19 protein-coding genes and 1 riboswitch are annotated in these 21,041 nt (G+C 63.7%); of the genes, 7 read left to right on the plus strand and 12 right to left on the minus strand.

All coding sequences use genetic code 11. The features are described 5' to 3' along the window. Positions 1 to 26: 26 nt before the first annotated feature. From PspR32_RS22905 to PspR32_RS22915, 3 genes are read right to left on the minus strand one after another with little or no spacing between them, the layout of a single operon-like run. Positions 27 to 824 (minus strand): nucleotidyltransferase domain-containing protein, encoded by a 798-nt coding sequence (locus PspR32_RS22905; protein WP_159389211.1) that lies wholly within the window; start codon positions 822 to 824, stop codon positions 27 to 29. Positions 825 to 863: 39 nt separating this feature from the next. After that, positions 864 to 2,069, minus strand: coding sequence for an RtcB family protein (locus PspR32_RS22910; protein ID WP_159389212.1), 1,206 nt, complete (start codon positions 2,067 to 2,069; stop codon positions 864 to 866). A 54-nt stretch (positions 2,070 to 2,123) separates the two neighbouring features. Beyond that, entirely contained in the window at positions 2,124 to 3,269 is a 1,146-nt protein-coding gene (locus PspR32_RS22915; RefSeq protein ID WP_010222861.1) for a slipin family protein, read from the minus strand. Positions 3,270 to 3,866: 597 nt separating this feature from the next. On the opposite strand from PspR32_RS22915, the gene rtcR reads away from it, so the two are divergent. From rtcR to ribB, 3 genes are all read left to right on the plus strand, one after another. Continuing rightward, positions 3,867 to 5,459, plus strand: coding sequence for an RNA repair transcriptional activator RtcR (gene rtcR / locus PspR32_RS22920; RefSeq protein WP_159389213.1), 1,593 nt, complete (start codon positions 3,867 to 3,869; stop codon positions 5,457 to 5,459). A gap of 70 nt (positions 5,460 to 5,529) precedes the next feature. Further along, the gene (locus PspR32_RS22925) at positions 5,530 to 6,618 is read left to right on the plus strand and encodes an alpha/beta hydrolase (RefSeq protein WP_159389214.1); all 1,089 of its coding nucleotides are present in this window, start codon (positions 5,530 to 5,532) and stop codon (positions 6,616 to 6,618) included. Between the two features lie 67 nt (positions 6,619 to 6,685). Continuing rightward, positions 6,686 to 6,829, plus strand: a riboswitch (FMN riboswitch). Positions 6,830 to 6,908: 79 nt separating this feature from the next. Continuing rightward, the gene (gene ribB, locus PspR32_RS22930) at positions 6,909 to 7,559 is read left to right on the plus strand and encodes a 3,4-dihydroxy-2-butanone-4-phosphate synthase (RefSeq protein ID WP_026001301.1); all 651 of its coding nucleotides are present in this window, start codon (positions 6,909 to 6,911) and stop codon (positions 7,557 to 7,559) included. A 212-nt stretch (positions 7,560 to 7,771) separates the two neighbouring features. On the opposite strand, the gene PspR32_RS22935 is transcribed toward ribB, so the two are convergent. Genes PspR32_RS22935 through PspR32_RS22945 form a run of 3 tightly spaced genes read right to left on the minus strand, consistent with a single transcriptional unit; the run spans position 7,772 to position 11,500 of the window. Next, positions 7,772 to 8,977, minus strand: coding sequence for an SGNH/GDSL hydrolase family protein (locus tag PspR32_RS22935; protein WP_159389215.1), 1,206 nt, complete (start codon positions 8,975 to 8,977; stop codon positions 7,772 to 7,774). Further along, positions 8,977 to 10,110, minus strand: coding sequence for an SGNH/GDSL hydrolase family protein (locus PspR32_RS22940; RefSeq protein WP_036996990.1), 1,134 nt, complete (start codon positions 10,108 to 10,110; stop codon positions 8,977 to 8,979). Before PspR32_RS22940 ends, PspR32_RS22935 begins: the two co-directional genes overlap by 1 nt. Beyond that, positions 10,097 to 11,500: an MBOAT family O-acyltransferase gene (locus PspR32_RS22945; protein ID WP_010222855.1), complete on the minus strand. Its 1,404-nt coding sequence runs from the start codon at positions 11,498 to 11,500 to the stop codon at positions 10,097 to 10,099. The genes PspR32_RS22940 and PspR32_RS22945 overlap by 14 nt, the downstream gene beginning before the upstream one ends. Before the next feature lie 243 nt (positions 11,501 to 11,743). Between PspR32_RS22945 and PspR32_RS22950 the strand changes: the two genes are divergently transcribed. The 4 genes from PspR32_RS22950 to PspR32_RS22965 all read left to right on the plus strand — a co-directional run bounded on the left by PspR32_RS22950 (position 11,744) and on the right by PspR32_RS22965 (position 16,876). Further along, complete coding sequence (locus tag PspR32_RS22950; protein WP_036996992.1) at positions 11,744 to 11,986, plus strand: exodeoxyribonuclease VII small subunit; 243 nt, start codon at positions 11,744 to 11,746, stop codon at positions 11,984 to 11,986. Then, positions 11,983 to 12,870, plus strand: a complete 888-nt coding sequence (gene ispA / locus PspR32_RS22955; protein ID WP_159389216.1) for a (2E,6E)-farnesyl diphosphate synthase — start codon at positions 11,983 to 11,985, stop codon at positions 12,868 to 12,870. The genes PspR32_RS22950 and ispA overlap by 4 nt, the downstream gene beginning before the upstream one ends. Before the next feature lie 146 nt (positions 12,871 to 13,016). Continuing rightward, complete coding sequence (gene dxs / locus PspR32_RS22960; protein ID WP_036996995.1) at positions 13,017 to 14,915, plus strand: 1-deoxy-D-xylulose-5-phosphate synthase; 1,899 nt, start codon at positions 13,017 to 13,019, stop codon at positions 14,913 to 14,915. Positions 14,916 to 15,022: 107 nt separating this feature from the next. Beyond that, the gene (locus tag PspR32_RS22965; protein WP_159389217.1) at positions 15,023 to 16,876 is read left to right on the plus strand and encodes a TonB-dependent receptor domain-containing protein; all 1,854 of its coding nucleotides are present in this window, start codon (positions 15,023 to 15,025) and stop codon (positions 16,874 to 16,876) included. On the opposite strand, the gene PspR32_RS22970 is transcribed toward PspR32_RS22965, so the two are convergent. From PspR32_RS22970 to thiL, 6 genes are all read right to left on the minus strand, one after another. Next, the gene (locus PspR32_RS22970) at positions 16,854 to 17,663 is read right to left on the minus strand and encodes a cobalamin-binding protein (RefSeq protein ID WP_159389218.1); all 810 of its coding nucleotides are present in this window, start codon (positions 17,661 to 17,663) and stop codon (positions 16,854 to 16,856) included. The two genes, PspR32_RS22965 and PspR32_RS22970, sit on opposite strands and share 23 nt — an antisense overlap. Then, positions 17,663 to 18,082: a hypothetical protein gene (locus PspR32_RS22975; RefSeq protein ID WP_010222849.1), complete on the minus strand. Its 420-nt coding sequence runs from the start codon at positions 18,080 to 18,082 to the stop codon at positions 17,663 to 17,665. Before PspR32_RS22975 ends, PspR32_RS22970 begins: the two co-directional genes overlap by 1 nt. Continuing rightward, on the minus strand, positions 18,079 to 18,696 hold the full coding sequence (gene ribA / locus PspR32_RS22980) for a GTP cyclohydrolase II (RefSeq protein WP_010222848.1): 618 nt from the start codon (positions 18,694 to 18,696) through the stop codon (positions 18,079 to 18,081). The genes PspR32_RS22975 and ribA overlap by 4 nt, the downstream gene beginning before the upstream one ends. 113 nt (positions 18,697 to 18,809) lie before the next feature. Next, a complete protein-coding gene (locus PspR32_RS22985; protein WP_100782789.1) occupies positions 18,810 to 19,562 on the minus strand; it encodes a substrate-binding periplasmic protein in 753 nt (250 codons plus the stop codon). A 12-nt stretch (positions 19,563 to 19,574) separates the two neighbouring features. Continuing rightward, on the minus strand, positions 19,575 to 20,078 hold the full coding sequence (locus PspR32_RS22990) for a phosphatidylglycerophosphatase A family protein (protein ID WP_010222846.1): 504 nt from the start codon (positions 20,076 to 20,078) through the stop codon (positions 19,575 to 19,577). Beyond that, positions 20,075 to 21,040, minus strand: a complete 966-nt coding sequence (gene thiL, locus PspR32_RS22995) for a thiamine-phosphate kinase (protein WP_159389219.1) — start codon at positions 21,038 to 21,040, stop codon at positions 20,075 to 20,077. The genes PspR32_RS22990 and thiL overlap by 4 nt, the downstream gene beginning before the upstream one ends. Between the last annotated feature and the right edge of the window lies 1 nt (position 21,041).

Consider the following 21,041-nt stretch of genomic DNA (forward strand, 5'->3'; position numbering starts at 1 on the left):
CAGGGAAGACACGCCAGGCGCGCTTCCTATGAATAACGCCGCACAGTATCGCGCAAATAGTCATCCAGCAGTTGCGTATCACCACGCAGCCTTGGCAAGGTCGGCGAGGTTTCGGCACGCCGCAACTCGCTGTCGATAAACGAGTGCAACAGCATCCGCCGCGGCCCATAGTCGGCTTCGACGGCCTGGCGCTTGATGCGCAACAACTCATCGATCTCGGCGAGCATTTGCGGCTCGCTCAGGGTGCCTGCCAGCAGATCGGCAAAAGCTGTCGGCGGCATGCCCAGGCCCAGGTCGATCCAGCGCACCGCCAACAGCGAACGCAGTACGTAGAGGTACTTCTTGAAGCGCACCTGCGCGCCCTGAAGGAAGTCGCGGTGGTTCTTTTTCGCCATCGACAGGTAGTGGTGCCGCGCCGCCCGGGCACTGTAGAAATTCAGTGCCAGCGCCTGGAGCGACTCCACTGCACTCGGTTCAGCGCGGTACACCAGCGGCGAGCCGAGCCATTCGAGCAGGGTCGGGTTGGAGTTGCGCAGCAGCTTCAAGGTCTTGCGCAGCTCCCAACCACTGATGTCCAGCTCGTCGGTCAGCGGCCGCTCGATGACGTCGCGCGGCTCGTCGACGCGCAGGTACCAGTCCTGGCGCGGGACGTAGATGAAGCGCACATCGAAGTCGCTGTCGGTAGAGGCAAAGCCCCAGGCGCGGCTGCCGGATTCGCAGGCATAGAGCACAGTAACGTCGTGCTCGCGCTCGACCCGGCGCAACTCGTCAAGCACCCACTCGCGCATGGCCCCGGGCAATGGGTGACGGTCTTCCTTGTTCATGTTCGTGTCCTTGCAGTCGGGCGCCTCAAGGCGCCCTCTCTAACCTTTGACGCACACCACCTGACGCAGGGTGTGTACCACTTCCACCAGCTCGCGCTGGGCTTGCATCACCGCGTCGATGTCCTTGTAGGCCATGGGGATCTCGTCGATCACGTCCTTGTCCTTGCGGCATTCGACATGGGCGGTGGCGCGTTGCTGATCCTCGACGGTGAACGCCTGCTTGGCCCGGGTGCGGCTCATCACCCGCCCGGCGCCGTGGCTGCAGGAGCAGAACGATTCCTCGTTGCCCAGGCCGCGAACGATGAAACTCTTCGCCCCCATGGACCCGGGAATGATCCCCAGCTCGCCCTTCTGCGCCGACACCGCACCCTTGCGGGTGATCAGCACGTCGTGGCCAAAATGCCGCTCGCGCTGCACATAGTTGTGGTGGCAGTTGACCGCTTCGAGGTTGGCCTCGAAGGGCTTGCCGATCACCTTGCGCGTGGCGGCGATCACCGCGTGCATCATCAAGGCGCGGTTCTGCCGGGCGAAATCCTGGGCCCACTCCACCGCTTCGACGTAGTCGGCAAAGTGCCGGCTGCCCTCTTCGAAATAGGCCAGGTTACGGTCCGGCAGGTTGGCGATGTGTTGGCGCATGTCGGCCTGGGCCAGTTCGATGAACAGGTTGCCGATGGCGTTGCCGACCCCGCGCGAACCGCTGTGCAACATCAACCAGACGCAGTTGGCCTCATCCAGGCAGACCTCGATGAAATGGTTGCCGCCGCCGAGGGTGCCCAGGTGCTGGCGGTTGTTGGTCCTCTCCAGCTTCGGGTACTTATCGGTGATCGCCTTGAAGCGCGCGGCCAGGTCGTGCCAGGCGTGGTCGGCGAGCGCCGGCACGCTGTCCCAGGCGCCCTGGTCGCGACGGCCAAAGGTCTTGCCATGGGGCACCGCTTTCTCGATTGCAGTGCGCAGGCCATGCAAGTTGTCCGGCAGGTCGCTGGCGGTCAGCGAGGTGCGCGCAGCGATCATGCCGCAGCCGATATCGACGCCGACCGCCGCCGGGATGATCGCGCCCAGGGTCGGGATCACGCTGCCGATGGTCGAGCCCTTGCCCAGGTGCACATCGGGCATCACCGCCAGGTGCTTGAAGATGAACGGCATCTTCGCGGTGTTCAGCAGTTGCTCACGGGCGCCCTCATCCACCGGGACGCCGTCGGTCCAGAGCTTGATCGGCTTGCCGCCGGCCACTTCGAGAATGTTCATTGTCGTACTTCCACTTTTATCTGTTGCTGCCGGGCCGCTGGGGCCCGGCAAATTTCATCCGGCCTTGATGCTGACCAGTCCATTCAACACCTGATCCAGGCCGCCGAACACCGAAATCCGGTCGATGCGCTCCGCCACCCGCTCCAGGGTTTCCAGCTCCTTCAGGCGCAGGGCCGTCGGGTTATCTTCCATGACCTTGGCGGTATTGAGCAGCGAACGGGTCGCCGAGGTCTCTTCACGGCGGCGGATGACGTTGGCTTGCGCCGCTTTCTCCGCCTCCACCACCTGCGCCAGCAAGGTTTTCATCTCGCCCGGGAGGATGATGTCGCGTACCCCCAGGCCGCTGACTTCGATGCCGCTGCCAATGAGCTTGTCCTGCAGGTACTGGCTGACCGAATCGTCGATCAACTGCTTGTTTTCCAGCAGCTCGTCGAGGGTACGAGTACCCACCGCCGCCCGCAGGCCGAACTGCACCTCGCGGTAAAGATGCTCCAGCGGCTTGCTCAACTGCGCGAACGCACCGAGCACATCGCTGTAGCGCCAGTTGGCCGCAAGATTCAGGCGCAGGCTGACCTTGTCGCGGGTGAGGATCTCCTGCCCGCTGATTTCCATGGCCTGGATACGCATATCGACCAACTCGACACTGACCTGGCGGTTGAAGCGCCAGAAGCCGTACTGCCCGGCTCCCAGCAACTCTTCCACCACGCCATCGACCTTGAGCACACCGACGTGGAACGCCGGCACCGCCGACAGCAACACCGCCTCCAGCCCGGCCAGGCTGCGGCCGCGCAATTTGGGCTGGTTAAGCTGGGCCACCAGGCTGGTATCCAGGCGATAGGTCTGGCTCAGGTCGATGCGCTGCAGGGTCTGCGCGCTCTGGCCTTTCCAGTACAGCTGGCGGCTGCCCGGGGCCAGCAACTCGACCAGGGCGCCGTCTTCAAAACGCAGGCCGGCTTCGTTTTCCGCCAGGTCCATGCGTTCGAAATACTGCTCGACCAGAGCCGGCTCGCTTTGACGCAGGTAGCCGGCCAGGCGATGTTCGAACAGCGAAGTATTGAGGCTGAAGGTTTCTACCGTCAGCCGGTTGTGCAGGTCGAAACGCTTGTGCACGCCAGGTTCGAGAATCGACACAAAGTCGCCTTCGCAGAACAGCAGGCCGCGTTCGTTCTTTTTCACGATAAAGCGTTTCAACAGTTTCATCTTGGTCATCCTGTGCAATTAATCCTTGGTGCCGGTGTTGCCAAAGAGCCGAGCGTTGCGGGCGTGGCCCGGAGGAGCCAGTTGCCGGGACATCCTGTCCACTGACCGCGTCCTGCGGTCCGGCAACTGCCTTGCTCCGGGCCCGGCCGGCAAGCCGGGCAAATCGGCGGTGGGCGTTGTGCGCTCCTTGCGCACCTTGCAGCCTTCCCTGGCTACGCCCCACCGGCGGGTACAACATTCGAGATACCTTGGAGGGTATGTAAGGTTCGAGTCAGGCCTCGAGACCAGCGTCTCCGTGAGGAGCCACGCTATCGACTGCTCGTTGCGGCGGCGGCATGCACGACACCTACACCTGGGGTGGGCTCGTGCACCGGCGGGGACATAAACCCCGTCCCGTTGGCCAGCTTGGCGATGCGGTCGAGGGAGATATTGCGAGGGGCGTGCCAGGTTTCAAAATCAGAATCAAAAATATTTTTATCTTATTGATTTGTAAGGAATTTATTTTTTAGGCCGTAAATTTTAGGCTCCTCCGCCCCCGCATGAATCAATTTATTTATATATGATGAGATACGTATTTATCTTTTGAGCTAAACAGACATGGGCAAACGCAGCGTCGCCATCGGCTTTCTCGGCACCACCCTTGATCGCAACGGCAAGGGCGCGGCGCGCTGGCAGCGCTGGCGACCGACCATCAGCCTGTGCCAGCAAGCGCACACGCCTATCGATCGCCTGGAACTGATCCACGGCACCAGCGCCCGCGATCTGGGCCTGGCCGAGCGCATACGTGACGACATCCAGAGCATCTCGCCACACACCGAGGTGCGCCTGCAGCCCATGGTCCTGCGTAATCCCTGGGACTTCGAGGAGGTCTATAGCGCGCTGCACGACTTTGCCAGCGCCTACCCTTTCGATACCGAGCATGAGGACTACCTGGTCCACATCACCACCGGCACCCACGTGGCGCAGATCTGCTGGTTCCTGCTTACCGAAGCACGCTACCTGCCGGCGCGACTGATCCAGACCTCGCCAGCCCGCGGCAAGGAGGACACCGCCGACCCGGCCGGCACCAGCACACTGATTGACCTCGACCTGTCGCGCTACGATCACATCGCCTCACGCTTCCAACGCGAGCAGGCCGACAGCCTGAACTTTCTCAAGGCCGGTATCGCCACCCGCAACGCCGCCTTCAACCGCTCCATCGAGCAGATCGAACGAGTGGCCCTGCGCTCGCGGGCACCGATGCTGCTGGTCGGCCCTACCGGCGCCGGTAAATCCTTCCTGGCCCGGCGCATCTATGAACTCAAGCGTGGCCGCCACCAACTGGAGGGCCGCTTTGTTGAAGTGAACTGCGCCACCTTGCGCGGCGACGGCGCCATGTCGGCGTTGTTCGGCCACAGTAGAGGCGCCTTCACCGGCGCCCAGAATGCCCGCGACGGTTTGCTGCGCGCCGCCGATGGCGGCATGTTGTTCCTCGATGAAATCGGCGAGCTGGGCGCCGACGAGCAGGCCATGCTGCTCAAGGCCATCGAAGAAAAGCGCTTCTTCCCGCTGGGTTCGGACCGCGAAGTGGAAAGCGACTTCCAACTGATCGCCGGTACCCACCGCGACCTGCGCAGCCGGGTGGCCGAAGGGCTGTTTCGTGAAGACCTGTACGCCCGCATCAACCTCTGGACCTTCGAGCTGCCGGGCCTGGCCGGGCGCCGCGAAGACATCGAGCCAAACATCGATTTCGAACTGCAGCGCCATGCCCGCGAGCAGAACCGCCAGGTGCGCTTCAACCTTGAAGCCAAGCGCCGCTACCTGGCCTTTGCCAACTCGCCACAAGCCCGCTGGGCCGGCAACTTCCGCGAGCTGTCGGCCTCGATCACGCGCATGGCGACCCTGGCCGACAGCGGGCGCATCGACGAAGCGCTGGTGCTGGAGGAGATCGGGCGCCTGCAACGCGCCTGGGGCCTGGAGCAGGGAGCGAATCCGCTCGATGCATTGCTCGGCGACAAGGCGCTGGACCAGTTCGACCGCCTGCAACTGCACGCCGTGCTTAATGTATGCCGCAACGCCCGCACCCTGTCCGAGGCCGGGCGCCAGCTGTTCGATGTGTCGCGCCTGGAGAAAGACAAGCCCAACGATGCCGACCGCTTGCGCAAGTACCTGGCGCGCTTTGGCCTGGACTGGAATCAACTCAAGGACTGACCAGGGTGCTAGAATTCGCGCCCTCTTCGGCCGCACCTGGCCGAGCACTACCGAAAAAGGACTCTCGGCCATGTCATTGCTGACAGCTACCCGCCTGCACCTCTGCTCCTTCGGCCTGCTGGCCGGCCTCAGCCTCGCTGCCACCACCGCCTACGCCGACGAAGCCACCGACCAGGCCCTGCACAAGGGCCGCTGGCAAGGCATGGCCGCCATGGCCAACCTGTACCTCAACGACGCCACCCCGGCCGAGTTCATGGACGCCGGCGACAAGGAAAAGAGCGAGCACGACAACTATGCCGGCGCCCTGGCCTTCTACCTGACTGCCGCCCGCCTGGACCCGAAGAATGCCTTCGCCGCCTACCAGGCCGCTGCCGCGCTGTCGTCCATGGACAGCCCGGAACTGGCCGCGCAGTACCTCGACGAAGCCCGCGAGCGCGGTTTCTGGCAAGCCGTGATCCTCAAGGAAGACGACGAGCTGGAGCCAATGAAAAATGACCCGGCCTACCAGAAGTTGCTGCAGGCCGCCGAGAAAAACTACCCGACCCAGGCCAAGGACGCCGGCCTCGCTGCGTTCAGCATCCCTGAAGGCAAGGCGCCGGCCGGCGGCTGGCCGGTGGTGGTATGGCTGGCAGGCTTCGGCACCGAAGGCGTCAATGGCACCAACATGCGTGCTGACCTGGTCGGCGACAAGGCGGTGCTGGTGGCATTGAATGGCACCCTCAAGCGTGATGCGCACCAGTTCATGTGGCAGCAGCATTCGGTTGAGCCGACCGAACAGGCGGTAGCCGCAGCCCTGAAGAAACTGGAAAAAGACACCCGCATCGACCGCTCGAAAGTCGCCCTGATCGGCTTCTCCCAAGGTGCCGAACACGCGGCGCACCTGATCGCCCAGTACCCGCAGAACTACAGCGGCGCAGTACTGTTGTCGCCAGGCGGCTTCAAGATCCCGTTCACCGTGCAGAAGGCCAAGGACAAGCGCCTGGTCGTGGTCCACGGTGCCCAGGAGCATGAAAGCAACCTGCAACTGACCGCTACCACCGAGAAAGCCTTCGCCAGCAACAACAAGGTGCAGAGCCATGAACACCCTGAAGGCCACACCTTCCAGGATGACTGGCGCAAGGTCTACCCAGGCTACCTGGATTACGCCCTGGGCCTGTGAGGTCCGAATTAGACCTAGGTCGTAAGGCTTGGACTTGCAAACCTGATGGCACTCTGATGTATGCTTGGCCGGTCTTCAGGGCGGGGTGCAAGTCCCCACCGGCGGTAAATCGAAAGATGAGCCCGCGAGCGCCTCGGCCTTTGGCCGAGGGTCAGCAGATCTGGTGAGACTCCAGAGCCGACGGTCATAGTCCGGATGAAAGAAGGCGTCAGGTCAGGGCCAACATGCGCCCTGGCGCACGCATTTTGTTCGCCCTGAAACGTTCATCGATCACTTACGAGGAGCGTTTCATGTCCCCTTTGCACCGCAAGCAATTCCCTAACGTCGCTGCTGCTGTCGCCGCCTACCAGGCCGGTAAACCCGTGCTGTTGCTGGATGACGACGACCGCGAGGACGAGGCAGATATCATTGCCGCCGCCGAAAACATCAGCCTGGAAACCATGGCCATGATGATCCGCGATTGCAGCGGTATCGTCTGCCTGTGCCTGGATGAAACCACCGTTGACGAGCTGTCGCTGGCACCGATGGTGCCGAACAACCGCGCGCGCCATGGCACCGGTTTCACCGTGACCATCGAAGCGGCTGAAGGTGTGTCCACCGGCGTCTCGGCCCAGGACCGCATCACCACCATCCAGGCCGCACTGGACTCGACCAGCGCAGACATGCGCATTGTCAGCCCTGGCCATGTGTTCCCCCTGCGCTCGCGCGATGGCGGCGTACTCACCCGCCGCGGCCACACCGAAGGCTCGGTAGACCTCGCACGCCTGGCGGGCTTGCGCCCGGCAGCGGTGCTCTGTGAACTGATGAACCCCGACGGCAGCATGGCCCGTGGCGAGCAGGTGGCGGTGTACGCCAAGCAATACTCGCTGCCGGTTCTGACCATTGACGAGCTGGCGCGCTACCGCCAGGCAGCGCTGACCCCGGCACTGGAAAGCGCCTGAAAAATTTGTGTTCGAGAAAATTTACAGCCTTGCAGACAGCTACTAAGGTGAATGCAGAGGTGTGAATCGCGGCTGATTCAAGGCAGCCGTATCGTGCTGAGCGGGTGCAGTGACATGCACCCGGATCTGCCTCTATTGAAGAGGCGGGAAGACGACTTCATGGGGCCCCGCAAGCCAACCCGAGGTTGTCCCCGCCTCTATTTTTTTCTGCCTTACTTCAAGCCCAGCTGCGTGCGCAAAAAGTCATGCAGGCCTGCAGCGCTTTTCTTGTAGCCGTCCGCAGTCAGGTGCACCAAATCCCCCCGGGCCAGGCCCGAAGCCTGCCAGCCGGCAATTGAGCACTGCCCCCCCATGTACGCTTGCCAGTCCCAGAACAGGGCATTGGCCTGCTTGGCCGCCTGACGCTGGATACGGATCACCTGGGCCAGTTGCTGCGGTTGGCGCGCGGCGCAGCTGCGTGCCTTGCGCTGCTTGATCGAGTCCGGCGGACCAACCAGCAGCACCACTGCCCGTGGCAGGTCCTGGCGCAGGCGCTTGAGGGTATTGCGCAGTTGCGCCTGGTACAGGGCGAGGTCAAGGGTGTCATCGAAGGCTTCGTTGGTGCCGTAGGCAAGAATCACCAGGTCCGGGCGCAGGGTCTTGAGGTTGTCCTGCCAGCCAGCCTGCCACTTGTCTTGCACCTCAAGGCGCGCGCCATTGATGCCCAGCGCCGAATAGATCACCCCGGCATTCTTCTGGCCCTGGATATACCAGCCACCCAGCAGCGTGCCGGGCCGGCTGTTGAGGGTCAGGTCCAGCGGCAGGCCAAGGTTGCCGACCTGCGGGCCGAAACGCCATTGCCCGCCGGTTGCCGCCAGCATGCGCTGGTTGCGCCCGCGGCCGTCGCGCAGCACCAGGGTGCTGCTCTCCCGTGCCTGGTACAGGGCCTGGACTCGATAGCGCTGCGCAGTGGGCTCACGAGCCTCGATACGCACGCTGGGGTTGGCCGCCATCGGCACCGACAAGTACCCCCCGAGCGGGAACTGGGTACTCTGCTGATTACGTGCCGACACCAGCTCCCACTGACGCTTGGCAGTTTTCAGAATGACCTGCTCATAGCGGGTGCCCGACACGGGCGTGGCGGCGATCAGGCCGATACCACCGTCGCCATAACGCGCTTGCAACAAGCGACGCATCTCGCCGCTGAACAGGTCTGCGGCGGTGTGCGAGTCGCCAAACTGGATGATATTGATTGGCGCGCGATTGGCGTTCTTGAACTTGCCCGCCAGCACCGCCAGGTTGCCATCGACGCGGTGGGTCGGGGCCTTGGCCGCCGAGGTGGCGGACCTGGCCGTGGTATTGACCGCCGCCACCGGGCTACAGCCCGGCAGCGCACAGATCAGCAGGGCCAGCCCCAGAATGTTGTGCAGTCGACGCATCAGTGTCCCGTTACAGTGAGGCCGGGAAAGGCGATCATCGAGAGAATTCGTTCCGAGATCAGCTTCTGTCCGGTGGTGGTGAAATGAATGCCGTCATCGACCCGGGTCTTGATCCGCTTGCCCTGGCTGTTCTGCAAGGTATAGGAGAAGCTGTCGTCGTTGTAACCGAGCACCGGGTTGGCCGAGACGTAATGCTGTTGATACAGGCCGGTCTGCTGCTCATAGAGCCCGCTCAGGTAAGCCATGGCAGTAGACAGCTTGGGCTTTTGCATGTTCGGCGGGCCGACCCAGATCACCTGCACATTGTGCGCGCGGGCCTGGTCGAGGATCGAATCGATACGCTGGCGGTAGGTGACTTCCCACTCCGGCGATTTGAAACGCAAAAACGGCTTGCCCTTGCCCTGGGGCATGTCCCAGGGGTCGTTGGGGCCGAGGAAGATTACCATCAGGCGAATGTTCGGCTCGCTTTCCAGGGTCTTGGCCACGGTCTGCGGCCAGTTGAAGAACCCAGGATAGGCCAGGCCAGTGCTTTGCCGGCTGAGATTGACGCTCTTGATCTGGTAGCGCTTGCGCAGACTGTTGGCCAGGTGCGGAGCAACGCCCTGCATCAGCGAATCGCCAACCAGAAATACTTCATCGCCGGCCGCCAGGGACACCACGGTACCCGCTTGCAAGGGCGCCTGGGCGACCTGCGCTGCAGGTGCAGGTGCAGGTGCAGGTGCAACAGCAGGTGCCGCGACCTTGACCGCAGCCGGCTTGCTGACGGGGGCGGGGACGGCAACCGGCGGCTTGTCCAGGTGCACCGCAACCACCTGAACCGGCGCGGGCAGCTCGACGGTGTCGCTGGCCTCAACCTTGGCCACCAGCACCGGCTCGCTACGTTTCTCCAGGCTGTCGATGAAGCTGTCGCGGGCATCGCCCAGGGCATGGGTCAGGTTGCCACCCAGGCGCCAGGCCGGGCTCTGCCCGAGCACCGGCAATTCGCAGCTCTGGTGATACTTCTGCTGGCAATACAGGCTGATCGAATCCTGGTTCAGCCAGAACAGCAACAGGGTGGTGATGACAATGGCGTACAGGGCCTTGGCCGCGCCAGTTTGCGCGGCCAGCAAACGACCGGCATTAGAAGCTTGCATAGATGAACCCCGGCACGCCCGATTGCGAAGCAAAAATGACCAAGGAAATGAACAACCCCAGCGGTATCGGATACAGCTGCCAGGGCAAGCGCGTGGTGGTTGCGAAAAACTGGCGCAGCAGCGCCAGCAACTGCGGGTAGACAGCGACATACAGCACGCTCACCAGCAACAGCAGGCCGGTGCTGGAGAACAGCCCCTGAAGGCTCAGCCCGCCGATACCGGCGAGCATCTCCATGGCTTCATCGAGGCTCGCGCTGCGAAAGAAGATCCAGGCGAAGGCCACATAGTGGAAGGTCAGCAAGCGCGCCGCCAACCCCGCGCCCGGCCAGCGCATCGGCTGCGGCAAGATGTAGGTCGAGGCCTTGTACAGCGCCAGGCCGATACCGTGCAGCGCGCCCCAGATAATGAAATTGATGCTCGCCCCGTGCCACAGGCCGGAAATCAGCATCGCCAGCAGCATGTTCAGGTTGCCGCGCCACACGCCCTGGCGGTTACCACCCAGGGGGATGTAGACATAGTCGCGAATGAACAGCGACAGGCTGATATGCCAGCGCCCCCAGAACTCCTTGAGGTTGTGCGCGGCATAGGGGGCATTGAAGTTGTCAGGCAGGCGAAAGCCCAACAGCAAGGCGATGCCGGTAACCAGGTTGGTGTAGCCGCTGAAGTTGAAATAGATCAGGAAACTGTAGCCATACACGCTCAGCAGGATCTGCTCGGGCGAATAGCTGCCCGGGGTCTCGAACACCGGGTCGACCCATTCACTGGCCAGCCAGGCACTGCAAAAGAACAGCTTTACCACCGCCAGGGCGATCAGGCCCAGCGCCCGTTGCGGCTCCAGCACTTCACGGATGCGGCTCGAGCGAATCTGCGCCAGCATGTGGCTGGCGCGATTGACCGGGCCGGCAATCAGGCTGGGGAAGAACGCCAGGTACAGGGCCAGGTCAAACGCTGAGGCCGAGGGCATCTCGCGGCGGTTGATCGACACCAGGTAGCTGACCGAGTGAAAGGCATAGAACGACAGACCGATCGGCACCAGCACTTCCAGCACCGGCAGCGACACCTCCAGCCCGGCACTGGCCAGGGCGCCCTGCACGCCGCCGACAAAGAATTCCTGGTACTTGAACAGGTAGAAGCAACCCAGCACCAGCAGCAACACCAGCAAATAGCTGAAGCGCCGGCCGGGATAACGCTCACCGACCAGGCCGAGCAGGTACACCAGGGCACTGTAGCCAAGCAGGATATACAAGGAGTTGAAGCTGAAGCTGGCCACCAGGCCATAACTGGCCGCCAGCAGCAGGACGTTCTGCAGGCGAACGCTCCAGCACAGGCTCCAGTAGACGATGAAAAACAGTGTGAAGCAGAGGCCGAACTCGATCGAAAGGAAGCTCACAACGTAGTCCATTACGTGACAACAGAAATAGGAGGCTTCACCGCGAGAAACCCGCGGGGTAAAGCGGGCGCGATTATGGCAGAGAGCCACAACCCCTCACAATGCGAGCTCTGCAGAAAAATCAAGACTTCACCGGCGGCCTTTGTGCAACAGAATGCGACGAAAGATCGCCCCTATCGATTTGCTCCCCCCGCCCCGCTCTGCTAGTGTCGCGCCGTTTATACTGCCACCGAGACAGCCGCCATGGCCCGAAAAAAAGCCTCCATTGATTTCGAGCAATCCCTCGCCGACCTGCAGGCCCTGGTCGAGCGCCTGGAGAACGGCGAGCTGTCGCTGGAAGACTCGCTGACCGCCTTTGAACAAGGCATCAGCCTGACCCGCGACTGCCAGAGCGCCCTGGCCCAGGCCGAACAGAAGGTTCAGGTATTGCTCGAGCGCGACGGAGAACTGGCCGCCGAACCGTTCGATGCGGACCAGCCAGAATGATCGGCGCATACCAGGCCAACTGCCAGGCACGGGTCGACGCCGCCCTCGAGCAACTGTTTATCGCCCCCTCGGTGGAGCTCACCCGCCTGTATGAGGCCATGCGCTACAGCGTCATGAACGGCGGAAAACGGGTTCGCCCGCTGCTCGCCTATGCCGCGTGCGAAGCCCTCGGCGCCACCCCGGAACAGGCCAACGGCGCGGCCTGCGCGGTCGAGCTGATTCACGCCTATTCGCTGGTGCACGACGATTTGCCGGCCATGGACGACGACGACCTGCGCCGTGGCCAGCCAACCACCCACAAGGCATTTGACGAAGCTTGCGCGATTCTCGCCGGTGACGGTCTGCAGAGCCTGGCCTTCAGCGCCCTGCTCGACCCGCAACTGAGCCCGCAGCAGGACAGCATCCGCCTGGCCATGGTCCAGGCCCTGGCGCTGGCGGCCGGCCCTGCCGGCATGGTCGGCGGCCAGGCCATCGACCTGGGTTCGGTGGGCCTCAAGCTCGACCAGACGGCGCTGGAGTTCATGCACCGGCACAAGACCGGCGCGTTGATCGAGGCCAGCGTCAAGCTCGGCGCCCTGGCCAGTGCCCGCGCCGACCAGACCCAGCTCAAGGCCCTGCAAACTTATGCACAGGCCATCGGCCTGGCCTTCCAGGTCCAGGACGATATCCTCGACGTCGAAAGCGACACCCAGACCCTGGGCAAGCGCCAGGGCGCCGACATCGCCCGCGACAAGCCGACCTACCCGGCCCTGCTCGGGCTCGACGCGGCCAAGGCCTACGCCCTGGAACTGCGCGACCAGGCCCTGCATGCCCTGCGTCCGTTTGACGCGGCGGCCGAGCCGTTGCGCGAGCTGGCGCGCTACATTGTCGAGCGCCGCAACTAAGCAGCACTGGTATCACCGAGCAAACCCCTGTGGGAGCCGGCATTGCCGGCGATAGGGGCCAAAGGCCCCTGCTCTGCCAGTCAATGGGCAGCCAACACCGCAATAAGGTAAACTGCCGCCACTTCATATCTATAACGATTCGCCTGATGCCCACGACGTTTCAAGAGATCCCCCGCGAACGCCCGGTCACGCCGCTGCTTGACCGTGCCGATACGCCTGCCGGCCTGCGCCGCCTGGCTGAAGCCGACCTGGAGAGCCTGGCCGACGAGTTGCGCCAGGAATTGCTCTATACCGTTGGTCAGACCGGCGGGCATTTCGGTGCCGGCCTGGGCGTCATCGAGCTGACGATCGCCCTGCACTACGTCTTCGATACCCCGGACGATCGTCTGGTATGGGACGTCGGTCATCAGGCCTATCCGCACAAGATCCTCACCGGTCGCCGCCAGCGCATGCACACCCTGCGCCAGAAGGACGGCCTGGCCGCCTTCCCACGCCGCGCCGAAAGCGAGTACGACACCTTTGGTGTCGGTCACTCCAGCACCTCGATCAGTGCTGCCCTGGGCATGGCCATCGCCGCACGCCTGCAGAACGATCCGCGCAAGTCCATTGCCGTGATCGGCGACGGCGCACTGACCGCCGGCATGGCCTTCGAGGCGTTGAACCACGCCCAGGAAGTCGATGCCGACATGCTGGTGATCCTCAACGACAACGACATGTCGATTTCGCGCAATGTCGGTGGCCTGTCCAACTACCTGGCCAAGATCCTCTCCAGCCGCACCTACTCGAGCATGCGTGAGGGCAGCAAGAAGGTCCTCTCGCGCCTGCCGGGCGCCTGGGAAATCGCCCGCCGCACCGAAGAGTACGCCAAGGGCATGCTGGTACCCGGCACCCTGTTCGAAGAGCTGGGCTGGAACTACATCGGCCCGATCGATGGCCACGACCTGCCGACCCTGATCACCACCCTGCGCAACATGCGCGACCTCAAGGGGCCGCAGTTCCTGCACGTGGTGACTAAGAAGGGCAAGGGCTTCGCCCCGGCCGAAGTCGACCCGATCGGCTACCACGCGATCACCAAGCTCGAGCCTGTGGACAAACCCGCCGCCGCGCCGAAAAAAGCCGGCGGGCCAAAGTACTCCGCGGTATTCGGCCAATGGCTGTGCGACATGGCTGCGGCTGACCAGCGCCTGGTCGGCATCACCCCGGCCATGAAGGAAGGCTCCGACCTGGTGGCCTTCAGCGAGCGCTACCCGGATCGCTACTTCGACGTTGCCATTGCCGAACAGCACGCGGTAACCCTGGCGGCGGGCATGGCGTGCGAAGGTGCCAAGCCGGTGGTGGCGATCTATTCGACCTTCCTGCAGCGTGCCTACGACCAGTTGATCCACGACGTCGCGGTACAGAACCTCGACGTGCTGTTCGCCATCGACCGCGCCGGCCTGGTTGGCGAAGACGGTCCGACCCATGCGGGCAGCTTCGACCTGTCGTTCCTGCGTTGCATCCCCGGCATGCTGGTGATGACCCCGAGCGACGAGAACGAGCTGCGCAAGATGCTCAGCACCGGCCACCTGTACAACGGCCCGGCCGCCGTGCGCTACCCACGCGGCAGCGGCCCGAACGCGCCCATCGACAACAACCTCGAGCCGCTGGAAATCGGCAAGGGCATCGTTCGCCGCCAGGGCAGCAAGGTCGCCCTGCTGGTATTCGGTGTGCAGTTGAGCGAAGCCCTGAAGGTTGCCGAGCAGATCGACGCCACCGTGGTCGACATGCGTTTCGTCAAACCGCTGGATGAGGCGCTGGTGCGTGAAATCGCCGGCAGCCACGACCTGCTGGTGACCATCGAAGAGAACGCCATCATGGGCGGCGCTGGTGCTGCGGTGAGCGAGTTCCTCGCCCGCGAAGCCGTGCTCAAGCCGATGCTGCACCTGGGCCTGCCGGATGTGTATGTCGAGCATGCCAAGCCTGCACAGATGCTCGCCGAATGCGGCCTGGATGCTGCCGGGATCGAGGCTTCGGTGCGCCAGCGGATGCAACTGCTCGGTCTGTGATCTTCGGGGCCTTAACCGGCCTCATCGCTGGCAAGCCAGCTCCCACAAGTACAGCGCATGCAGAACCTGTGGGAGCTGGCTTGCCAGCGATAGCAATGGAACTGCCCATGAAATCCCTGCGCCTGGTAGCCCCACTCCTGCTATTGCCGACCACCCTGCTGGCCGAGCCCATCGACCGCGAAAGCGCCCTGAAGCTGCCCAACACGCTCATCAGCGCCAACCGCCAGGTCGAAGACCGCAGCCAAACCAGCGCCGCCAACACCGTGTTCACCCGTGACGACATCGATCGCCTGCAGCCTTCCAGCGTCACTGACCTGCTGACCCGGGTACCAGGCGTTCAGGTCTCGCGCACCGGCGGGCGCGGCAGCTTGCCCGGCATTTTCATTCGCGGCACCAAGTCGGCCCAGAGCCTGGTGCTGGTCGATGGTGTGCGCATCGCCAACACCTCGTCCGGCGACAGTGGCCTGCAGTTTCTCAATATCGATCAGATCGAGCGGGTCGAAGTGTTGCGCGGTTCGCGCTCGGCGATCTACGGCAGCGATGCGATTGGCGGGGTGATCCAGATCTTTACCCGCCGCGCCAGCAAGCCCGGCCTGCAACCCCGCTTGCACCTGGCCGCTGGCAGCAACAAGACCTGGCAACGTGACGTCGGCCTCTCGGGCGGCGATGAACGCACCCGTTTCAACCTCGCCGCCGGCCTGGACGAAACCGCCGGCATCAACGCCACCCGCGAGTCCTTCGCCGCCAACGGCGATCACGATGCCTACCGCAACAAGAGCCTGAACCTGAACCTCAGCCATGTCGCCAGCGACTCGCTGGAACTGGGCCTGAACTGGCTCGACAGCCGCGGCCGCAGCGAATACGACAACCTGTTCGGCGACCACAGCCAGCCCTATACCGATTTCAACCTCAGCAGCATCGGCACCTATGCCGACGCTCAGCTCAGCGATATCTGGCATTCACGCCTGGAACTGGGCCACAGCGAGAACCGCGACACCAAGCGCGACACATTGCAACCAGGCGGTAGCGAGTTCAACACCTACCGTGACTCGGTCAACTGGCAGAACGACCTGAGCCTCGACGAGCGCAACAACCTGCTGCTCGGTGGCGATTGGTACCAGGATCGCCTGCACGCCAGCACGCCCCTGGAACAAGACAGCCGCTGGAACCGCGCTGCTTTCGTGCAACATCGCTACAAGGGCGACAGCTTCAGCAGCGAAGTGGGCGTGCGCCGCGACCAGAACCAGCAGTTCGGTAGCCAGAACAGCTGGAGCGCCAGCCTCGGCCTGCCGCTCAACGCCGACAACGACCTGCTGCTGTCCTACAGCGAAGGCTTGCGCGCACCGACTTTCAACGACCTCTACTACCCGGACTTCGGCAACCCCGACCTCAAGCCCGAACGCTCGAAAAGCTACGAGTTGCAATGGCGCAGCCAACTGAGCGAGACCACCCGGCTGGAGACCTCGCTGTACCGCACGGACCTGCGCAATGCGATCTCCCTGGGCCCCAACTTCATTCCGCACAACGTGGGCTCGGCACGCATCAACGGTTTCGAAGCCAGTCTGCATCAGGAGTGGTTCGGCTGGCAGAGCAACCTCGGCGTGGCGCTGATCGACCCGCGTGACCGCGATTCCGGGCACACCCTGGAACGCCGCGCCCGCCGCACCCTGAGCCTGGACCTGGATCGCCAGTTCGATCGCCTGGGGCTCGGCGCCAGCTGGCAGGCGGTCAGCAGCAGTTACGCCGACGCGGACAACACCAAGACGCTGGCTGGCTACGGTTTGCTTGGGTTACGCAGCAGTTGGAGCCTCAGCCGCGAGCTCCGCCTGGAGCTCAAGGCTGATAACCTGCTGGATAAAACCTACAGCCGTGCGCAGTACAGCTATGGCGCAGGCTACCGCGACTACCGCGAAGAGGGCCGCACCTGGCTGCTGGGCGTCACTTGGACACCGGCACTTTAGCCTGCAGCAGCGCACACAGCTTCGCCGTCGCTTCGATCATCTGCCCGCTGGGGCGCTCCAGGCCTTTATCCGGCACCTGCAGCAGCAGACCGTCACGCACTGCCGCGACCTGCGGCCAGGCCTTCCAGGCATCGAGCTGGGGCTGATCGGCGGCGAGGACAACCTGGGGATTACGCGCCAGCACGGTCTCAAGGTTGACCTGTGGCGCCGGCTGGGTGAGATCGGCAAACAGGTTGCGCGCGCCGCAGACGCTCAAGGCATCGGAGATGATCTGGTAACCACCGACGGTATACAGCGGCTTGTCCCAGACCTGATAGAACACCGTCAGTGGCCGCTCGCGACGGTACTGCTGGCGCAGCGCGGCAAGGCGCTGGCGCAGGGCAACGGACAACTGCGCGCCCTGCGCCTTGCGCCCGATCCGCACGCCAATCTCGTCGACCTGGGAAACCAGGTCATCCAGCTCGTGGACGTCGACGCTGTAGAGCGGAATACCAAGACGTTCAAGCTGCTCACGCTGAGCCGCCGGCACGCTGCCCGGCCAGTACAGCACCAGGTCCGGGCGCACGCTGAGCAGGCGCTCCATGTCCAGCTGGCCGTAGCGGCCAACCAACGGCACATCGCTCAATTGCGCAGGACGCTCCTTCCACTCGGCCATGCCCACCAGCAGATCGCCGGCCTGCAGGTCGAGGAGGATTTCGCTGATCGAAGGCGCCAGGCTGACCACCCGCGGCGCCGCCGCCAGCGGCATGCCGAGGGCTAGCAGCAACAGCCACAGGTAGCGGCGCATCAGCCGAGCTGGCGAGGGATACGGTAGAGGTAGAGCAGGACCACGCTGGAGATCGCCAGGAGAACCTGTGGCACCGCCTCAAGTCCGACGAACACCGACAGCGCGGCGACCCAGGCCGGCAGGCAACCGAACAGCATGCCCAGGCGCCGGATGCGCGCCAGCTCGATCCAGGCGCCAGGCTCGTCATCACTGTTCAAGCTTTTCTGGGTGGCAATCAGCGCATGCTTGTAGGCGCCAAAGCGCGGCAGGCTGAGGAACATCGACGCCACGCCGGCGATGAACATCGGCATGGCCAGGATCGGGATCAGCGCCTGCAGGTCAGCAAAGGCCCAGGCAAACACCAGCAATGGCGCCAGCGCCACCGCCAGGTACTGCCACCAGGCCAGTTGCAGACGGCGACGCACCTCGGCGCGGGTCACGCCCGTCCGGCCTCGCCCTGGTGCTCGTTGCCCATCATGTGGCCGAGCTTGCCGGCTTTGGTCGCCAGGTAGTGTTTGTTATGCGGGTTGTGGCCGGTGTGCAGCGGCACGCGCTCGGCAACCGGGATACCCATGCCGGTGAGGGCCTTGACCTTGCGCGGGTTGTTGGTCATCAGCCGCAGCGACTTGACCCCCAGGTGCTCGAGCATCGGCTGGCACATGCCATAGTCACGCTGGTCGGCGGCAAAGCCCAGGCGCTCGTTGGCTTCGACGGTATCGGCGCCGCCATCTTGCAGCTCGTAGGCGCGGATCTTGTTCAGAAGGCCAATACCACGGCCCTCCTGGCGCAGGTACAGCAGCACGCCGCGGCCTTCGCGGGCGATTGCCTGCAGGGCCGCCTCGAGTTGCGAACCGCAGTCACAGCGCTGGCTGAACAAGGCATCGCCGGTCAGGCATTCGGAATGCAGGCGCCCCAGCACCGGCTGCCCGTCGGCCACATCACCCAGGCTGAGCACGACGTGCTCGCGGCCGGTGGCTTCATCGAGAAAACCATGCATGGTGAAGGTCGCAAACGGGGTAGGCAGCTTGGAAGCGGCAACAAAAACGACGGGCACGTTGTGCTCCTGATCAGTAACTTGAAAATTGACGTGGGCCGATTGTATCAGCAGCGTGGCGCGGCTGCTTAGGCTGAATTACTGGGCAAACAGATCGAGAAGTTCGATAACGCCTAGTGGCGCTTGCCCGCCCCGTCGAATGGATATGGCTGTTGCCAGTGCGCGAAAATCGCTCGTAATTCACCACTGGCCACCAGTTTGTCCATACGCTGATCGAACAAGGCACGCAATGCCGTGCCCTCGGCGGTACGGCCAAAGGCCAGGTACAGCGGCAGCTCGGCCAGGTGGCTGCGGCGGAACAATTCAGGCTTGGCAGCCTGACCGAGTACATTGTCGACTTCGGTCAGGGCATCGATATAGAAGTCGACACGATCATGCTCAAGCATCGGCAGGATCCCTTCCCGGCGCTGGATCTCGCGGAAATGGCCGACATTGGGCAGGTAGGTCTTGTAGTCATAGCCGCGCACCCAGGCCAGACGGTATTGGCCGAGGTTCTGCTGGCTGGGGACCGGACGGCTTGCCAGGCCCAGGGCATAGATATGATCCATATCGAAATGCCAGCGCGGGTAGAGGTTGTCGGCGTTTTCTTCGTGATAGGAGCCGACCCAGGCATCCGCTTCACCGCGTTTGACCAGGCCTACCGCGCGGCTGTACGGCGCACCTTGGGTGCGGACCTTGACCCCGGCGGGTTCGAACACCTTGCGCAGCACGTCCCAGGCCAGGCCACTGCCATCGGCGTTGGTGTAGTCGAGCCACTCCTCACTGACCAGACGGACCTGGCCAGGCATCGCCAAGGGTGCGTCTGCCGCCTTGACCACACCCGCTGTCACAACCAGCAGCAACAGCAACAGCCGCCATCCCGTCATCGCCCCGCTCCCTCAGGTGAAACTCCATACCAGGACCTGCATGCCCAGCCAGGCAAATACGCCTGCCAACACATCGTCGAGCATGATCCCGACCCCGCCATGGACATGACGGTCAACCCAGCGAATCGGCCAGGGCTTGAGGATGTCGAAGAAACGGAACATCAAGAAACCCGCCAGCAGCCAGAGCCAACCTTCTGGCACCAACCACAGGGTAATCCACATGCCGACCATTTCGTCCCAGACGATCCCTTCATGGTCGTGCACTTTCAGGTCATCGGCGACCTTGCCACACAACCAGACGCCGAACAGCATGGTCAGGCCGAGCATCAGCCAGTAGCCCCAGTCGGGCAGCATCTGCCACAACGGGATAAAAGGCACAGCCACCAGCGAGCCCCAGGTTCCCGGCGCCTTGGGCAAGGTCCCGGAACCGAAGCCGAAGGCCAGGAAGTGCCAGGGGTTGCGCCAGACCGACGGCGGAACGAACTCCGCAGGCACCTGTTTGGGGTGATCGGTCACGGTGTCTCCTTAAAATGTTGATAGCCCCGGATCTGCGGGGTGATGTCTTGGCCGCAATCATCGAGCAGGCGCACGCCGCTGCCGGCACTGGCGCGCCCGACCACATGGATGGGCCAGCCGGCCGCCAGCAGGGGCGCCAGTTCGGCTTCGGGCAGGGTGAAGGCCAGGACGTAATCATCGCCCCCGGCCAGTGCCGCCTGTTGCGCGCCTTCGCGGCCGAGCAAAGCCTGCAGGGCAGCCGACAACGGCAGCCGCTCCAGCTCGACCTGCAATGCCAGGTGCGATGCCTTGGCGATATGCCCGCAATCGGCGAGCAGGCCGTCGGAAATATCCAGTGCCGCCGTAGCCTTGCCGAGCAACGCCTGGCCCAACGCCAGTTGCGGTTGCGGTGACCAGTAATGGCCAAGCAAGGGCTCGGCCTGGGCAGCATCGGCCAAGCGCTCACCCAGCACCAGCGTCAAGGCGCCTGCGGCATTGCCCAGATCGCCGCCGACGCAAAGCAGATCACCTGCCCGCGCACCGCTGCGGGTCAAGGCTTGGCCGGCCGGCACGCGGCCAAACACGGTCATGGTCAGGCTTAGCGGGCCACGGGTGGTGTCGCCGCCAATCAGGCTCAGCTGGCAGTTTTCAGCCATTTGGTTCAAACCGCGGGCATAGGCTTGCAGCCAGTCGGCGCGAACCTCCGGCAGGGTCAGGGCAAGGGTAAAACCGATGGGCGTGGCGCCCATGGCCGCCAGGTCACTGGCCGCGACGGCCAGCGAACGCTGACCGAGCAGAAAAGGGTCGCAGACAGCCGGGAAATGCACCCCGGCCACCAGCGTGTCGGTGGAGATCGCCAGCTGTTCGCCCGGCGGCACGCGGAGCAAGGCGCAATCATCGCCAATGCCCAGCGCCACGCCTTCACCGCCTTGCGCACAGGACGCGGCGGCGAAGTAATGACGGATCAGCTCGAACTCACCCATT

Source organism: Pseudomonas sp. R32 (assembly GCF_009866705.1).
GTDB classification, from domain to species: Bacteria; Pseudomonadota; Gammaproteobacteria; order Pseudomonadales; family Pseudomonadaceae; genus Aquipseudomonas; species Aquipseudomonas donghuensis.

Coding starts and splice junctions, on each gene's coding strand:
- PspR32_RS22905 (WP_159389211.1), bottom strand. CDS start 824: ATGAACAAGGAAGACCGTCACCCATTGCCCGGGGCCATGCGCGAGTGG.
- PspR32_RS22910 (WP_159389212.1), bottom strand. CDS start 2,069: ATGAACATTCTCGAAGTGGCCGGCGGCAAGCCGATCAAGCTCTGGACC.
- PspR32_RS22915 (WP_010222861.1), bottom strand. CDS start 3,269: ATGAAACTGTTGAAACGCTTTATCGTGAAAAAGAACGAACGCGGCCTG.
- rtcR (WP_159389213.1), top strand. CDS start 3,867: ATGGGCAAACGCAGCGTCGCCATCGGCTTTCTCGGCACCACCCTTGAT.
- PspR32_RS22925 (WP_159389214.1), top strand. CDS start 5,530: ATGTCATTGCTGACAGCTACCCGCCTGCACCTCTGCTCCTTCGGCCTG.
- ribB (WP_026001301.1), top strand. CDS start 6,909: ATGTCCCCTTTGCACCGCAAGCAATTCCCTAACGTCGCTGCTGCTGTC.
- PspR32_RS22935 (WP_159389215.1), bottom strand. CDS start 8,977: ATGCGTCGACTGCACAACATTCTGGGGCTGGCCCTGCTGATCTGTGCG.
- PspR32_RS22940 (WP_036996990.1), bottom strand. CDS start 10,110: ATGCAAGCTTCTAATGCCGGTCGTTTGCTGGCCGCGCAAACTGGCGCG.
- PspR32_RS22950 (WP_036996992.1), top strand. CDS start 11,744: ATGGCCCGAAAAAAAGCCTCCATTGATTTCGAGCAATCCCTCGCCGAC.
- ispA (WP_159389216.1), top strand. CDS start 11,983: ATGATCGGCGCATACCAGGCCAACTGCCAGGCACGGGTCGACGCCGCC.
- dxs (WP_036996995.1), top strand. CDS start 13,017: ATGCCCACGACGTTTCAAGAGATCCCCCGCGAACGCCCGGTCACGCCG.
- PspR32_RS22965 (WP_159389217.1), top strand. CDS start 15,023: ATGAAATCCCTGCGCCTGGTAGCCCCACTCCTGCTATTGCCGACCACC.
- PspR32_RS22970 (WP_159389218.1), bottom strand. CDS start 17,663: ATGCGCCGCTACCTGTGGCTGTTGCTGCTAGCCCTCGGCATGCCGCTG.
- PspR32_RS22985 (WP_100782789.1), bottom strand. CDS start 19,562: ATGACGGGATGGCGGCTGTTGCTGTTGCTGCTGGTTGTGACAGCGGGT.
- thiL (WP_159389219.1), bottom strand. CDS start 21,040: ATGGGTGAGTTCGAGCTGATCCGTCATTACTTCGCCGCCGCGTCCTGT.